The organism is Rhodoglobus sp. G.S.4 (genome assembly GCF_056619605.1).
The window spans coordinates 1421720-1436814 of record NZ_CM152748.1 but is presented as its reverse complement, the minus strand read 5'-3'; the positions used below and the strand labels follow the sequence as shown (position 1 = coordinate 1436814).

Genomic DNA, 15095 nt, shown 5'->3' with positions numbered 1-15095 from the left:
CTGTTCGAGGCCTGAACGGCCTGTTCGAAAGGTTCTTTGTGGAAATTCTCCAAGTTGTGTTGCAGGTCCTGCTCGGTATTACGAGCTTGCTGCTCACGCTTCTTATCCTGCTTCACCGTGGTCGCGGTGGAGGCCTCTCCGATATGTTCGGTGGGGGAGTAACATCCAACCTCGGCGCATCGGGTGTTGCCGAGCGCAACTTGAACAGAATCACGGTGATCCTCGGAGTCGTGTGGATCAGCTGCATCGTTGTTCTTGGGCTCATTACCAAGTTTGACGGCGCGTAAAGAACCTCCAGCCTCTCGAGACAAGGAAACACAGTGGCATCAGGCGGTAGTGCAATTCGCGGATCGCGCGTTGGCGCAGGTCCCATGGGTGAACAAGATCGTGGTTTTCACGCTGAGCGCGTCCACGTTTCATACTGGGATGCCCTGGGCAACGAGACCGTACGGTCTTTTGCGGCCACTGTTCCCGACGAGGACATCCCGGAGACAATAGATTGCCCGTCTTCTGGCCTCCCTGCGGGCCGTGACAAAGAGAATCCTCCATCGGTAGCAAAGCTTGAGCCATATAAGACTCACCTTGCCTACGTAAAGGAGCGCCGTAGCGACGACGAAGCCGCCGAGTTGCTAGAGGAAGCGCTACTACAATTACGCACGCGACGAGGAACTGTAAGTTCCTAGAACGTCCCGTGCGGGCTGCAATATCTAAAAGTAGGGGTCCAACCGTGTATCGGTTGGACCCCTACTTAGTTTGCGCTGAACCGTCAGTTAGCGCAGAGCTCTTGGCAGTCGCGGATTCTAGTGTTCGTCGGTCGCGTCCGCGCTAGTCCAGAACTCTCCTGGATCGATAAGGGAATCGGGAACCTGCGCTGCAGCATCCGAGTCGACAAAGAAGAGTGTCTTGCGGCGTCCCTCTAGGCCTGCTGCAGGGACCTCGTTGTAGCTAGCGCCGGCGAGCGTCAGTCCGAGTGCAGACGCCTTGTCGCTTCCTGCAACCACAGCCCAGATCCGCACAGACGAATTGAGCACTGGAAGAGTCAGACTGAGCCGTTCATCAGGTGGCTTAGGCGAATTGCGGACCGCGATAACAGTGCGCTCCGTCTCGCGGATGCCTTCACGTTCCGGAAACAGCGATGCGATGTGGCCGTCGGGGCCAACCCCCAGGAAAACGACATCGAAATTGGGGTACTTGCCAGACCGCGCTGCGTGACTTGCTAGTTCAGTCGAATAGGCTTCAGCGGCTTCGTCCAAGCTCAGCCCAGCGTCGGAGGCGGCGAATGGATGAACTCGCGCTTGGTCGACAGGAATGTGGTCCAGTAGTGCCGCTCGAGCTTGCACGTCATTGCGTTCGGAATCTCCTGCAGGCAACCAACGTTCATCGCCCCACCAGAAGTTGACGCGTGACCAGTCAACCGCACGGCGTTTCGCCGATCTATTGATGGCTTCAAGTACCGCTTGTCCCATAGTTCCGCCGGTGAGTACGACAGTCGCTTCATCAAACTCAGCAATGATATGAGGGACTTTCGTGAGAAAGCGATCAGCTACGGCTTCGGCGAGTTCTGGTTTCGTCGCATGGACAATTGCACGCCGTTCGTTGCTCACTAGTTACTCGCCTTCATAGAGTTGTTGACCTGCACGCTCGTAATTTCGCTCACTCCGCGACGAACCACTTCGCCGAAAAGGCTGTCGGGGTCGAGACGGCGTAGCTCCTCAGCCAGGCAGTCACGGAGGCTGCGACGCGGGAGAGAAATGTCGTGAACCGGTTGATCTGGCTGAGTCAATGTAGCGATGCTCGCAACATTGCGTTCAAGCGAAATCGTGCCCGATTTGCGTTCCATGATCACAGCGTGAATGCCGGTGGGCACGGGGGAGCCATCCGCCACCTCAAGAGAGACTTCCACTTTGAGTTGCATTTGAAGCCAGGCCGCGAGGAGCATCGTCGAGGGTGAATCAGCGGCGCCGCTTACGGTAACCGCAGTGATGGCCTCAAAGGGCGGCTGGTCGAGCACGGCCGCAAGCTGCGCACGCCACAGGGTGAGCCGCGTCCACGCAAAATCGGTGTCACCGGGAACGTAGGTCTTGCACATGCGGTGCATTGCATCGAGGGGGTTCTCGTTTGCAGCGGCATCCGTAATCCTGCGCTGCGCTATGCGACCCAGTGGGGACTCTGATGCGCTCTCTGGGGCCTCTCCCGGCCACCAAGCCACAACAGGCGCGTCAGGGAGCAAGAGGCCTGTGACGAGGCTCTCCTGGTCGATAGCGGCGTCACCGTAGGCCGTAACGACAATAACTTCGCTCGCGCCTGCGTCGCCACCAACGCGAATTTGAGCGTCTACTCGCGGCTCTTGCTCGCGGTCGGATGCCGCGCTGCTCGTCGACACAACAAGAACGCGCATAGGGTGCTCTCGAGATGCATCATTAGCGGCCGCAATAGCTTCTTCTTCGTTACCAAGTTCTGTAGCGATAATCAGCGTCAAGACTCGACCGAGAGCCACGGCTCCGCCGTCCTCACGAATTCTCACAAGTGCTTTTGAGATCTTTGCCGTCGTGGTGTTTGGCAGATCAACGATCATGGTCTTCTCCAAACTCGTCCATCGCGCGCCATGAGGTCGTCAGCAGATTGTGGTCCCCAGGTGCCTGGGCGGTACTGCTCGGGGGCTCCCTGCGTTTCCCAGAATTCTTCAATTGGGTCGAGGATCTTCCAACTCAGTTCGACTTCTTCATGGCGGGGGAACAGGGGAGGATCTCCGAGCAATACATCCAAAATGAGACGCTCATAGGCTTCGGGGCTTGCCTCAGTGAACGCATGGCCGTATCCGAAGTCCATCGTGACATCCCGGACATGCATTTCTGCGCCGGGCACCTTCGATCCGAACCGGATTGTGACACCTTCATCCGGCTGAACTCGAATCACGAGTGCGTTCTGTCCAAGAGCGGAGGTGCGGCTTTCTTCAAACAAGTATTGCGGAGCGCGCTTGAACACAACGGCGATCTCAGTAACGCGGCGTCCAAGTCGTTTTCCCGCACGGAGATAGAACGGAACGCCAGCCCACCGTCGAGTTCCGATGTCCAGACGGATGGCTGCGTAGGTTTCCGTCGTCGACTCCGGATTCATTCCCTCTTCGTCGAGGAATCCAGCGACCTTTTCGCCGCCCTGCCAGCCGCCTGCGTATTGCCCGCGAGCGGTGTGCTCACCGAGATTAGCGGGAAGGCGAACTGCGGAAAGCACCTTCTCCTTTTCTGCCCGCAAGTCTGCAGCATCAAACGAAACCGGTTCCTCCATAGCCGTCAGTGCCAGCAATTGAAGTAGGTGATTCTGGATAACATCACGGGCAGCACCGATGCCGTCGTAGTAGCCGGCTCGGCCGCCTACCCCGATATCTTCAGCCATGGTGATCTGAACATGATCGACGTGATTGGAATTCCACAGGGGCTCATACAGCTGATTGGCAAAACGCAGCGCCAAGATGTTTTGGACTGTTTCCTTGCCGAGGTAGTGGTCGATCCGAAATACGCTGTCTGGAGGGAAGACTGATTCCACGACATCGTTGAGCTCGCGAGCAGTCTTGAGATCGCTACCAAATGGTTTCTCGATAACCACCCGACTCCACTGACCATCGCGCTGTTCGGCGAGGCCAGAATTACGGAGCTGTTCAGTGACCTGCGGGAAAGACTTCGGAGGGATCGACAAGTAAAACGCGTGGTTCCCCATCGTTCCGCGTTCGCGATCGAGCTCGCCTAGCGTCGTCTTGAGGCGCTCAAATGCTGCAGCGTCATCGAATTCGCCCTGCACAAAACGGATTCCCTGTGCGAGTTGCTTCCACACATCTTCATCAAAGGGAGTTCGCGCGTATTGCTTGACGGCGTCGTGAACGACTTTTTCGAAGTCCTGGTCTTCCCACTCACGCCGAGCAAAGCCGACGAGAGCGAAACCTGGGGGAAGCAGCCCCCGATTCGCGAGGTCATAGACCGCAGGCATGAGCTTTTTGCGCGACAGGTCGCCGGTGACGCCGAATATAACTAAGGCGCTAGGTCCTGCAATGCGATTAAGCCTGCGGTCAGAACTCAACCGCAATGGGTTAAAATCGGCGCTGATGTCAACGGGGGACATGCTTCTCCTCTGTGTGCTGCGCAAGGATGCGGCAGCTATCCGATCGCGTCGAGAACGAGCGGCAACGAAACCTTCGGGTTCGAAACCGTGAGGCTCAATACGGGACGACCGTGATCGCCTAGCACGCTAGCATCGCCCGCCGCCTGTGCACGGATGAGCTGTCCGAAAGTAAACGGGCGGTCCGGGATCTGAAGATCAGTATCTTCAACCACGATGATCTGCAAAAATACTCCGACAGCGGGCCCACCCTTGTGGAACTGTCCAGTCGAGTGCAAAAAGCGAGGTCCCCAGCCAAATGTGACAGGCCGTTTGGCGCGGGCTGCTGCGCGTTCCCGGATGCGAGCGAGCTCTGGATACGCAGTGCGGTCGGCGTAGGCCTGAATCGCAACGTAACCGTCGTCATCCAAATAGGAGAGCAGCGAAGAAACAACTCCGGAAAGATCGCTGCTGTCAGCAATGACACCGTCGGTTCCACGAATCTCTATATCCCCGACAGTAAACGCCGGTGCTACCGGTGGCGTGGGATTGTCAATCAGTTCGCGCGCGGCATTCTTCGCGGCCTCGACATCGGGCTGGTCAAACGGGTTGATCCCGAGCAATCGCCCGGCAACTACTGTCGCGTACTCCCAGAGCAGCAATTGACCGCCGAGTGAGCCTGCAATCTCTATTTCCCCATCGATGACCTCTTTGGTGTCGTCCCATTCGCCAACGAGCCGAACGATTTGAAGATCATCAAGACCTTCAGTGATTTCGGGGGAGTCAGTGCTGAGGACAACGGGAAGAAGACCCTTGCCGAGCTTTCCCGTAGATTCTGCGATGAGCTGTTCAGCCCAGTCGCCAAATCCGAGGATGTGCGTGCCGTCAGGAACGATGCCCAGCTTGTCCTTGAGCGGGTCTGCACCAGCAATCGCAGCACCAAGAATGAGGCCAGGGTTGCTCTCGTTGTCTACGGCGAGTTCAACCATGACGGCTTCTGCTTCATCGAGAAGTTCCACCAAATCAACACCCGCTAGGCCCGAGGGGACGAGACCGAAGGCGGTAAGCGCTGAGTATCGGCCACCAACGTTGGGGTCGGCATTGAATACGCGGTATCCCGCCGTACGAGCGGCAGCATCCATCGGAGAACCAGGATCAGTCACAATCACGATTCGTTCACGGGGGTCGATTCCGGCGTCAGTAAAGGACTTCTCGTAGATGCGCTTTTGAGAATCAGTTTCGAGGGTCGAACCTGACTTCGACGAAATGATGACCGCTGTTGAGTCCAGTCGGTCCGCTAGCGCCGCTGAAACCTGAGCAGGGTCAGTCGAATCGAGAACAGTGAGTTCAACGCCATAGGTACGCGTAATCACCTCGGGGGCGAGGGAGGAGCCACCCATACCGCCGAGGACAAAGTGGTTGACGCCCTCAGCCCGCAGTTTGTCGCGAAGCGCATAGATGTCCTCAACCATCGGACGTCCGACCGAGACTGCCTCAACCCATCCGAGTCTTTTAGCTGATTCTTCTTCCGCCTCAGGACCCCAGAGAGTGGAGTCTCCTCCGGTGATACGGCTCGCGACTAGATCGTTGACGAGCTGAGGAACAATACGGTCGACGGCTTCTGCTGCCGCTCCCGATACAGCAATTTTCACACTCATTTTGCGGCCTCGAGCGCAGCAGAAACGGTGTCGAGCAGCTCATTCCACGAGACAATGAACTTTTCAACACCCTCTTTTTCGAGAAGGGCAGTTACTTCGTCGTACGAGATACCGAGTGCGGTTAGCGCGTCCAGAGTTATATTGGCCGCCGCGTAATTTGCGGTTACCTGTTCGCCTTCGATAACTCCATGGTCGAACGTAGCCTCGAGAGTCTTTTCCGGCATGGTGTTTACTGTTTCGCCTACAGCAAGCTCTGTGACGTACAGGGTGTCGGGGAGACTGGGGTCTTTCACACCAGTGGATGCCCAGAGAGGGCGCTGCTTATTCGCGCCGGCGGAGAGCAATGCCTCAGCACGCTCAGTCGAGAAGGCTGCCTCATAGAGTTCGTAAGCGAGACGAGCGTTTGCTACGCCAGCCTTGCTCTTGAGTGCCTTGGCCTCATCGGTACCGATTGCGTCCAGTCGCTTGTCAATCTCTGTGTCGACCCGCGAAACGAAGAATGATGCGACCGAATGGATCTTGGAAAGGTCATGGCCAGCGGCCTGTGCCTTCTCAAGTCCGGTCAAGTAGGCCTCAATGACGTCGCGGTGGCGAGCCAGGCTGAAGATGAGCGTGACATTGACGCTAATTCCGGCGGCAATGGTCTCGGTGATCGCTTCAAGTCCCTCAACGGTTGCGGGAATCTTGATCATCGCATTTTCGCGGGCTACTTTCGCCCACAACTGCTGCGCCTGCGCGATAGTACCTGCGGCATCGTGAGCAAGCCCAGGCTCTACCTCTATCGACACCCGGCCGTCGCGGCCACCAGTTGCATCGTAGACGGGACGGAAGATGTCGCTAGCTGCAGCGACGTCGTCCGTAGTGATCTCGAATACAGCTTCCGTAACGGTCTTGCCCTTGGCGGCAAGCGCAGCGACCTGCTCGTCGTATGCTTCGCCCTTAGCCAAGGCCGTTGCGAAGATCGTCGGGTTGGTCGTCACACCAACAACGTTGCGCGACTCAATGAGCGACTCGAGGCCGCCTGAATTGATTCGTTCACGTGAGAGGTCATCGAGCCAAATGCTCACTCCGAGGTTGGACAGTGCGGTGGTGGGGGTTTCGTTAGTCATTCTTGTCTCCTTTATCGGAATGCCTAGACGGCATCCAAAGAATCGCGTGCTGCGGCCACAACGGCCTCGGTGGTGATGCCAAACTCACGGAAGAGAGTCTTGTAGTCAGCCGATGCACCGAAGTGATCAATGGAGATGCTTCGGCCGGCGTCGCCGACGTACTCGCGCCATCCAGTGGCGACTCCTGCTTCGACCGATACGCGTGCACGCACAGTTGAAGGCAAAACGGACTCGCGGTATTCGGCTGACTGCTCAGAGAACCACTCAAGGCTCGGGGCAGAAATCACACGGGCGTTGATTCCGTCAGCCTTGAGTGCCTCGCGCGCCTCAACGGCAAGCTGAACCTCAGACCCGGTAGCGATCAGGATGACGTCAGGCGTTCCGTTTGGAGCCTCTGCGAGCACATACGCACCGCGCGCGACGTTGGAGGCGGAAGCGAACGTCTCGCCGCTTGCATCGCCTTCTCCGCGGGCAAACGTCGGAACGTTTTGACGGGTGAGTGCGATTCCGGCTGGGCCGTTGCGACGCTCTAGAATCGTCTTCCAGGCCCACGCAGTTTCGTTAGCATCAGCGGGACGAACGACATCGAGGCCCGGGATCATGCGCAGGCTTGCAAGCTGTTCGATGGGCTGGTGCGTCGGACCATCTTCGCCGAGAGCGATCGAGTCGTGAGTCCACACGAAGATCGACGGGACGGCCATAAGGGCAGCCAATCGCACTGCGGGGCGCATGTAGTCGCTGAAGATGAGGAACGTGCCGCCGAACACACGGGTGTTTCCGTGCAGGACGATTCCGTTGATGATCGCGCCCATTGCGTGCTCGCGAATACCGAAGTGAAGCACCCGCCCGTATTCGTTTCCGCTCCACTCTCCTGTGGAGTGTTCGCTCGGGATGAACGACTGTCCGCCGGCGATGGTAGTTAGGTTCGATTCTGCAAGGTCGGATGAGCCGCCCCACAACTCGGGCATTACCGCTCCGAGTGCTCCAAGTACCTTGCCGCTGGCGGCGCGTGTTGAGACATCCTTCCCAGCTTCGAACTGGGGGAGTGCTTCACTGAATCCCTCGGGAAGTTCGCCAGCCTGAATACGGTCAAGTAATTGCTTGCGCTCGGGGTTGGCGGCAGCCCATTTGTCAAAGGTCTCGGTCCACGAAGCTCGAGCGTGCTTGCCACGCTCAACTGCGAGACGTGTGTGCGCAATCACATCGTCGTCGACGACAAAACTTTGTTCTGGGTCGAAACCGAGCGCCTTTTTTGTGCCTGCCAGTTCTTCTGCACCGAGGGCAGATCCGTGGATCTTCCCGGTGTTCTGCTTGCTCGGTGCTGGCCAACCAATAATGGTGCGCAGGATGATCAACGACGGCTGATCTGTGACGGCCTTAGCTGCCTCAATCGCGTCATTGAGAGCTTCGACGTCTTCGACGTACTCGCCGGTCTTCTTCCAATCAACTACCTGAACATGCCAGTTGTACGCCTCGTAGCGCATGTGAACGTCTTCGGTGAAGGCGATGTTGGTGTCGTCTTCAATGGAAATCTGATTGCTGTCGTAGATAGCAATCAGGTTGCCAAGCTTTTGGTGGCCGGCAAGAGAGGAAGCCTCTGACGATACGCCTTCTTGAAGATCTCCATCGCCGGCAATGACGTAGACGAAGTGATCGAACGGGCTCTCACCTGCTGCTGCTTCTGGGTCAAATAGACCGCGCTCGAAACGCGAAGCATAGGCAAAACCGACGGACGAGGCGATGCCTTGACCTAGGGGCCCCGTAGTGATTTCGACACCCTTGGTGTGGCCGTACTCGGGGTGACCAGGTGTGAGCGAACCCCAGGTGCGAAGTGCCTTGAGGTCGTCGAGTTCGAGGCCGTAGCCGCCGAGGTACAGCTGGACATACTGGGTTAGTGAACTGTGGCCCACTGAAAGGATGAAACGGTCGCGCCCCAGCCATTGATCGTCGCTTGGATCGCGACGCATCACTTTCTGAAATAGCAGATACGCTGCAGGCGCCAAACTCATCGCGGTACCGGGATGCCCGTTACCTACCTTCTCAACAGCATCAGCCGCCAGAATTCGAGCAGTATCTACTGCTTTGTTGTCGATGTGATCCCATTGAAAAGCTGCCATGAGAATAATGACCCTTCTGCAAGCGAAGTGCCTGACCGTGAACGATCAGGGCACGTGAACGGCCCGCCACGCGACATCTTTGGCTCGCTCAGTGGGTTGTCGCAACTACGCGAACGCAGAACACGGACCTCGTCACCGAGAGGCGGGCATCCCAAGTATAGGGAACAGAGCAGGTGAACGGCGCCTTGCTACGGTGACGGTCAGCGCAATCGCTTCAGCGGTTTAGAATCGTGGGTATGGATGTCACTTTAGAAGCCCGTACGCAGCACGAACGCATCGGCATCCTCCGTAAGACACGCGCGTATGTCGCACTAACAAAACCGCGAGTTATCGAACTCCTGCTTGTAACGACGGTTCCAGTGATGGTGCTTGCTGCTAACGGCATTCCCAACCTGTGGCTCGTGTTGGCGACGCTAGTTGGCGGAATTCTCAGTGCGTCATCAGCAAACGCCTTCAACTGTTACATCGATCGCGATATCGACCGTGTGATGGCTCGTACGAAGAACCGTCCGTTGGTTACCGGCGAGTTAAGCGACCGCGAGGCTCTTGTGTTTGCGTGGGTAACGGGAGCTGGGTCGGTTCTCTGGCTTGGTGTCTTGACTAACTGGCTTGCGGCGGGACTGTCGCTCTTTGCCATTCTCTTCTACGTCTTCGTGTATACCCTGCTGCTGAAGCGTCGCACCCCTCAGAATATTATTTGGGGCGGAATTGCAGGGTGCATGCCCGTGCTCATCGGATGGGCAGCAGTCACCGGTGATCTCTCGTGGGCGTCGATTGTGCTTTTCGCCGTTGTATTTCTCTGGACACCTCCGCACTACTGGCCGCTGTCGATGAAATACCGGGCAGAGTACCAATCTGTCGGCGTACCAATGCTCGCGGTAGTTCGTGGCCGCGCAGCAGTCGGGCTCCAAGTCATCTTGTACGCCTGGGCAACCGTCGTTTGTTCGCTACTGCTGGTACCCGTCGCTGACATGGGGATTGTCTACACCGTGGTTGCCGCAGGCAGCGGCGCGTGGTTCATCATCGAGTCTCACCGTTTGTATTCAACGGCAATCCGCCACGGCGAAGTTAAAGCGATGCGGGTCTTCCATAGCTCAATCAGCTACCTGACGCTGGTGTTCCTCGCGGTCGGTATCGACCCACTTCTTCCGTTCTAAGAGCGACTAACCTCGCAACGTCACTGGTCGCTAGCTCACCTAGCCGCTAGCTCCTCGTGAGCAGGTACGGACTGTGTGGCTTGCGGGTTCGAACTTCGCAACGAGAGCTCTACTACGGTCATTGCCGCAGCTATCGTGCACGCGATGATCATATGGCTGCCGACAAGTACGATCGGCAATCCGGTGCGGGACTGAACGATACCGATGACGGCCTGCACAGCTTCGAGGGCGAGCAGGATGATCGCAAAGTTCATGATTCGACGATGACCGCCGATGGCAAGCATGATCACGAGCGCGAGCGTGGTTGCCAGCAGCGCGTAGCCTGGCCAGCTATGCACGTGCTGCAGGATGCTCGCATCCAGGCCGTTGCGAGCGGAGCCGTCATCACCAGCGTGAGGTCCTGCCCCTGTAGTAAGGATGCCCGCGATGATTGTCAAAGCAACAAAGAGGCTCGTTACGTGGGTCAGGAGAGCGATCGGACGCGAGACAAGGAGTCGGTCACCTCGGGGGCCCATCCATACTCGGTAGACCAAGGCAGCACTGACTGCGACCAGAATTGCCGATATCGCAAAGTGAACGCCAACGACGCTCGGATCCAGTTGAACGCGAACGGATAGCCCACCAATCAGTCCTTGAAGAACCGTTCCACCGAGGATGACTAGACCAAGGGTCATCAGGTCGCGACGCTCGCGACGAAGCCGGATGAGCATCAGGACCATAAGGATGGCGACAAAGCCGACAATGATCGACAACAGGCGGTTTCCGAACTCGATTGCACCGTGCACTCCCATCTCTGGCGTCGCGATGAGGGACGCATCGGTGCAGAGTGGCCAGGTCGGGCATCCGAGTCCTGAACCTGTGAGGCGAACAGCCCCTCCCGTTGCGACAATCAGAATCTGAATGACGAGAGATGTCACTGCGAAAAAGCGAACTCGCGTGCTGACGAACTGGGGTAATCGTGCGATGACGGCGTTCACGGCCGTACCTCCTGTTATTTCGAGCTTCTGCCTGTAGAATGGATTGCGTTCAGGAACACAGCCCATGCCGGGAAGTCAATGATGACAGCGAGGTAATGCCTTGCTTGTCCTGTTTCAGTCTAAGTTCGCCCGCACTGTGTTGTGACACAGTGCACGCGCAACTCACGAAATATTCCCGGCAATCTGCTGTGCGAAGGAATGCCAACACAGCCACCTTGGTTGATAGGGGCAGGAAAAGAGGTACCAATGTCCGACGTGCTTATTGATCGTCCGGAACTCAGTGGCATGGGCCAGTATGAGTTCGGCTGGGCTGACTCCGACGTTGCAGGAGCCTCTGCACGACGAGGCATCAACGAAGAGGTCGTCCGCGACATCTCAACGCTGAAAAACGAACCAGAATCGATGCTCAAGAAACGCCTAAAAGGCCTTGAGCTCTTCGGTCGCAAACCGATGCCGAAGTGGGGCGCAGACCTCTCGGGCATCGACTTTGACAACATTAAATACTTTGTTCGTTCCACGGAAAAGCAAGCCCAGACGTGGGAAGACCTTCCTGCCGATATTCGTGACACGTATGAGAAGTTGGGTATTCCCGAGGCGGAGCGTAATCGTCTTGTCTCTGGCGTAGCCGCACAGTACGAGTCTGAAGTTGTCTTCCACTCAATCAACGCTGAACTTGAAGCTAAGGGTGTCATCTTCATGGACACTGATACGGCGCTGCGCGAGCACCCCGAGTTCTTTGACGAGTATTTCGGATCAGTGATTCCCGCTGGCGACAACAAATTTGCCGCGCTGAACACCGCTGTGTGGTCTGGTGGCTCGTTCGTTTACGTTCCCAAGGGCGTCCACGTAGAGATTCCGTTGCAGGCCTACTTCCGGATCAATACGGAGAACATGGGCCAGTTTGAGCGCACGCTAATCATTGCGGATGAGGGCTCATACGTTCACTACATCGAGGGTTGCACCGCGCCGATCTATAAGTCGGATTCGCTGCACTCGGCCGTGGTGGAAATTATCGTGAAGAAGAACGCTCGCGTTCGCTACACAACGATCCAAAACTGGTCCAACAACGTCTACAACCTGGTGACCAAGCGTGCGATCGCGCACGAAGGCGCAACTATGGAGTGGATTGATGGAAACATCGGTTCAAAGGTCACGATGAAGTACCCGTCGATCTACCTCGTCGGCGAGCACGCCAAGGGCGAAACCCTCTCGGTCGCGTTCGCGGGCCCCGGTCAGCATCAGGACGCCGGCGCCAAAATGATTCACATGGCCCCATACACGACCTCGTCAATTGTTTCGAAGTCAGTGGCTCGAGGCGGAGGTCGCGCCGGCTACCGCGGAGAGGTCCGAGTAGACGAGAAAGCTCATCACTCGGCAAATACTGTGCGCTGCGACGCTCTCTTGGTTGACACAATTTCTCGATCGGACACCTACCCGGCAATCGACATCCGTGTGGATGACGTGCAGCTCGGGCACGAGGCTACGGTTTCCAAGGTGAGCGCTGAACAACTCTTCTACCTGCAGTCTCGGGGAATGGAAGAGGACGAAGCGATGGCGATGATTGTTCGAGGATTCATCGAGCCCATCGCACGCGAACTGCCCATGGAGTACGCCTTCGAACTCAATAAGCTCATTGAACTGAGCATGGAAGGATCCGTCGGCTAAATGACCGTCGTTACACCAGAACAACACGGACTCAAAGCTCATAGCGATGGTGGATGGGATGCCGAAGATAAGAACTTCGTTCCCGTTCAAACGCGTTCCGCACGACCTAAGTCGTTCGAACACGCCGATTTCGCCCCCGTAACAGGGATCGAAGCGGACTGGAAGCTCTCACCGGTGAAACTCATTAAGCCTTTGCTTGATGACACCCTCAACGGTGGGAACTATCCGTTTGACGCGGAGGTGCCCGATGGCGTTGTCGTCGAATGGGTCGCCAGAGACGACAAACGCATCGCATCAGCGGGTGCTCCAGAAGAGCGCGCATCTGCCAATGCTTGGACAAGTTTCGAGCAAGCGCTAGCAATCACGGTTACTAGCGAAGAACACGTGACGCTTCGCCTGACTCGCACTGAACTCGGCACTGATGCCCGCGCTGGGCACATTGTTATCACTGCTCGCCCTCACAGCAACAGCACGATCATCGTTGAGTCGTCCGGAGCTGCGCTTCTGAGCGAGAACGTCGAAATTGTTGTCGAGGAGGGCGCCAAGCTCAATGTGGTTAGCGTTCAAGACTGGAACGACGAAGCGATTCACTTGGCAAGTCACTTTGCGCAAGTCGGCCGTGATGCCTACCTCAAACACACAATCGTGTCGCTTGGCGGCAAGGTCGTTCGAGTCAACCCCTCGGTTCATCTCTCAGGAGAAGGGTCGGATGGCGAACTCAACGGTCTGTACTTTGCCGACAAGGGTCAGCACCTCGAACAGCGCGTTTACCTGCATCACCAAGCAGCGCACACGCGCGGCCGCGTGAACTATAAGGGTGCGCTTCAGGGAGAGGGAGCACGCACCGTGTGGGTCGGCGACGTTCTTATCGGCAGTGAGGGTGCTGGCACCGACAGTTACGAGCAGAACCGCAACCTCGTTCTCACTGAAGGAACACGCGCTGACTCGATTCCCAACTTGGAAATCGAAACTGGCGACATCCAGGGTGCCGGGCACGCCAGTGCAACCGGACGGTTCGACGACGAGCAGCTCTTCTATCTCCAAGCTCGAGGTATCTCCGAAGCCGAGGCGCGACGTCTGGTCGTCATCGGATTCCTCACGGAAATCGTCCAGAAGGTCGGCGACGGCGCGCTTGAAGCGCGTCTGCATTCGGCGATTGAAGCTGAGCTGGAAGGCACTCTCTCATGACCGCTCAGCGAGTGTGCGGAATCGACGAACTTGAGCCGAACAAGGCCTACCGTGTTGATCTAGATGGCACTGCCATCGCGATTGTTAAAGATTCGGCCGGCGTAGTTCACGCCATTGGCGATACCTGTACGCATGGAGATATTTCTCTAGCCGAAGGCTTTGTCGAAGACGGGGCGATCGAGTGCTGGGCTCACGGTTCACTGTTTTCGCTCGATACTGGTAAGCCGCTGAGCTTGCCAGCCTATGAACCTGTACCGGTCTTTGTAGTGAAGATCGACGACGATGGCGGGGTTCACATCGACCCAGAAGACACCGTCGCCATCGAGGGCTAAACGCCCTCCTCACGAGACCATTAAGGAAAGAAATAAATGTCAGTATTGTCAGTCAAAGACTTGCACGTCAGCGTTGAAACTGAGCAGGGCACCAAGAACATCCTGAAGGGTGTCAACCTCACGATCAAGCAGGGAGAAATCCACGCGATCATGGGGCCCAACGGTTCGGGAAAGTCCACTCTGGCTTATACGATTGCGGGCCACCCCAAGTACCACGTCGAGAGCGGATCTGTCACTCTCGATGGAGAAGAAGTGCTCGATATGAGCATCGATGCTCGTGCTCGCGCTGGGCTTTTCTTGGCTATGCAGTACCCAGTAGAGATTCCCGGAGTCAAGGTCGCCGACTTCCTTCGCACCGCCAAGACCGCTCTCAGCGGTGAGGCTCCTGCACTTCGGCCGTGGATCAAAGAGGTCAACGCCTCGATGAAGGCACTCCGGATGGACAAGGCGTTCTCTGACCGTAACGTGAACGAGGGATTCTCCGGCGGAGAGAAGAAGCGCAACGAGATTCTGCAGTTGGAGCTTCTCAAGCCACAATTCGCGATTCTCGACGAGACTGATTCGGGACTCGACGTAGACGCACTCAAGATTGTCTCTGAGGGCGTCAATCGCGCACACGAGTCAACAGGTCTCGGCTTGCTGCTGATCACTCATTACACTCGTATCTTGCGATACATCAAGCCTGATTTCGTGCACGTGTTCGTTGATGGTCGAGTGGCCGAGCAGGGTGGTCCTGAGCTTGCAGATCGCCTTGAAAACGAAGGCTATGATCGATTTTTGACCGACACGAGCGTAGCCTAAAG

14 protein-coding genes are annotated in these 15095 nt (G+C 57.0%); 7 read left to right on the top strand and 7 right to left on the bottom strand.

The genetic code is table 11. From position 1 onward, the window contains the following. The first annotated feature begins 38 nt into the window (after positions 1–38). Positions 39–287, top strand: coding sequence for a preprotein translocase subunit SecG (secG, locus tag AC061P_RS06995; RefSeq protein WP_010202547.1), 249 nt, complete (start codon positions 39–41; stop codon positions 285–287). Between the two features lie 33 nt (positions 288–320). Beyond that, complete coding sequence (locus tag AC061P_RS06990) at positions 321–683, top strand: RNA polymerase-binding protein RbpA (RefSeq protein WP_449646684.1); 363 nt, start codon at positions 321–323, stop codon at positions 681–683. 117 nt (positions 684–800) lie between these two features. On the opposite strand, the gene pgl is transcribed toward AC061P_RS06990, so the two are convergent. From pgl to tkt, 6 genes are read right to left on the bottom strand one after another with little or no spacing between them, the layout of a single operon-like run. Further along, positions 801–1604 carry a 6-phosphogluconolactonase gene (gene pgl / locus AC061P_RS06985; RefSeq protein WP_449646683.1) on the bottom strand — a complete coding sequence of 268 codons (804 nt, stop codon included), beginning with the start codon at positions 1602–1604 and terminating at the stop codon, positions 801–803. After that, complete coding sequence (locus AC061P_RS06980) at positions 1604–2575, bottom strand: glucose-6-phosphate dehydrogenase assembly protein OpcA (protein ID WP_449646682.1); 972 nt, start codon at positions 2573–2575, stop codon at positions 1604–1606. The genes pgl and AC061P_RS06980 overlap by 1 nt, the downstream gene beginning before the upstream one ends. Beyond that, entirely contained in the window at positions 2572–4113 is a 1542-nt protein-coding gene (gene zwf, locus AC061P_RS06975) for a glucose-6-phosphate dehydrogenase (protein WP_480390772.1), read from the bottom strand. The genes AC061P_RS06980 and zwf overlap by 4 nt, the downstream gene beginning before the upstream one ends. A 35-nt stretch (positions 4114–4148) precedes the next feature. Then, positions 4149–5747, bottom strand: a complete 1599-nt coding sequence (locus tag AC061P_RS06970; protein ID WP_480390771.1) for a glucose-6-phosphate isomerase — start codon at positions 5745–5747, stop codon at positions 4149–4151. Then, on the bottom strand, positions 5744–6856 hold the full coding sequence (gene tal, locus AC061P_RS06965; RefSeq protein WP_449646679.1) for a transaldolase: 1113 nt from the start codon (positions 6854–6856) through the stop codon (positions 5744–5746). The genes AC061P_RS06970 and tal overlap by 4 nt, the downstream gene beginning before the upstream one ends. A 23-nt stretch (positions 6857–6879) precedes the next feature. Next, entirely contained in the window at positions 6880–8973 is a 2094-nt protein-coding gene (gene tkt / locus AC061P_RS06960) for a transketolase (RefSeq protein ID WP_449646678.1), read from the bottom strand. Between the two features lie 236 nt (positions 8974–9209). Here tkt and AC061P_RS06955 point away from each other — a divergent pair, with 236 nt between their 5' ends. Next, the gene (locus tag AC061P_RS06955; protein WP_449646677.1) at positions 9210–10130 is read left to right on the top strand and encodes a heme o synthase; all 921 of its coding nucleotides are present in this window, start codon (positions 9210–9212) and stop codon (positions 10128–10130) included. Between the two features lie 35 nt (positions 10131–10165). Here the strand turns inward: AC061P_RS06955 and AC061P_RS06950 are convergent, their stop codons facing one another. Next, on the bottom strand, positions 10166–11107 hold the full coding sequence (locus AC061P_RS06950) for a COX15/CtaA family protein (protein ID WP_480392149.1): 942 nt from the start codon (positions 11105–11107) through the stop codon (positions 10166–10168). Between the two features lie 246 nt (positions 11108–11353). Between AC061P_RS06950 and sufB the strand changes: the two genes are divergently transcribed. The 4 genes from sufB to sufC are packed head-to-tail and all read left to right on the top strand — an operon-like array spanning position 11354 to position 15093. Continuing rightward, a complete protein-coding gene (gene sufB / locus AC061P_RS06945; RefSeq protein ID WP_449646675.1) occupies positions 11354–12772 on the top strand; it encodes a Fe-S cluster assembly protein SufB in 1419 nt (472 codons plus the stop codon). After that, positions 12773–13960: a Fe-S cluster assembly protein SufD gene (sufD, locus tag AC061P_RS06940; RefSeq protein ID WP_449646674.1), complete on the top strand. Its 1188-nt coding sequence runs from the start codon at positions 12773–12775 to the stop codon at positions 13958–13960. Beyond that, positions 13957–14292 carry a non-heme iron oxygenase ferredoxin subunit gene (locus AC061P_RS06935; protein ID WP_449646673.1) on the top strand — a complete coding sequence of 112 codons (336 nt, stop codon included), beginning with the start codon at positions 13957–13959 and terminating at the stop codon, positions 14290–14292. The genes sufD and AC061P_RS06935 overlap by 4 nt, the downstream gene beginning before the upstream one ends. Positions 14293–14328: 36 nt before the next feature. Continuing rightward, positions 14329–15093: a Fe-S cluster assembly ATPase SufC gene (sufC, locus tag AC061P_RS06930; protein ID WP_449646672.1), complete on the top strand. Its 765-nt coding sequence runs from the start codon at positions 14329–14331 to the stop codon at positions 15091–15093. The last annotated feature ends 2 nt before the right edge of the window (positions 15094–15095 follow it).

What these genes read in the sequence shown, in the direction of transcription:
- AC061P_RS06935 (WP_449646673.1), top strand. Translation starts at nt 13,957, where the DNA reads ATGACCGCTCAGCGAGTGTGCGGAATCGACGAACTTGAGCCGAACAAG.
- sufC (WP_449646672.1), top strand. Translation starts at nt 14,329, where the DNA reads ATGTCAGTATTGTCAGTCAAAGACTTGCACGTCAGCGTTGAAACTGAG.
- tkt (WP_449646678.1), bottom strand. Translation starts at nt 8,973, where the DNA reads ATGGCAGCTTTTCAATGGGATCACATCGACAACAAAGCAGTAGATACT.
- sufD (WP_449646674.1), top strand. Translation starts at nt 12,773, where the DNA reads ATGACCGTCGTTACACCAGAACAACACGGACTCAAAGCTCATAGCGAT.
- sufB (WP_449646675.1), top strand. Translation starts at nt 11,354, where the DNA reads ATGTCCGACGTGCTTATTGATCGTCCGGAACTCAGTGGCATGGGCCAG.
- tal (WP_449646679.1), bottom strand. Translation starts at nt 6,856, where the DNA reads ATGACTAACGAAACCCCCACCACCGCACTGTCCAACCTCGGAGTGAGC.
- AC061P_RS06980 (WP_449646682.1), bottom strand. Translation starts at nt 2,575, where the DNA reads ATGATCGTTGATCTGCCAAACACCACGACGGCAAAGATCTCAAAAGCA.
- AC061P_RS06955 (WP_449646677.1), top strand. Translation starts at nt 9,210, where the DNA reads ATGGATGTCACTTTAGAAGCCCGTACGCAGCACGAACGCATCGGCATC.
- zwf (WP_480390772.1), bottom strand. Translation starts at nt 4,113, where the DNA reads ATGTCCCCCGTTGACATCAGCGCCGATTTTAACCCATTGCGGTTGAGT.
- AC061P_RS06970 (WP_480390771.1), bottom strand. Translation starts at nt 5,747, where the DNA reads ATGAGTGTGAAAATTGCTGTATCGGGAGCGGCAGCAGAAGCCGTCGAC.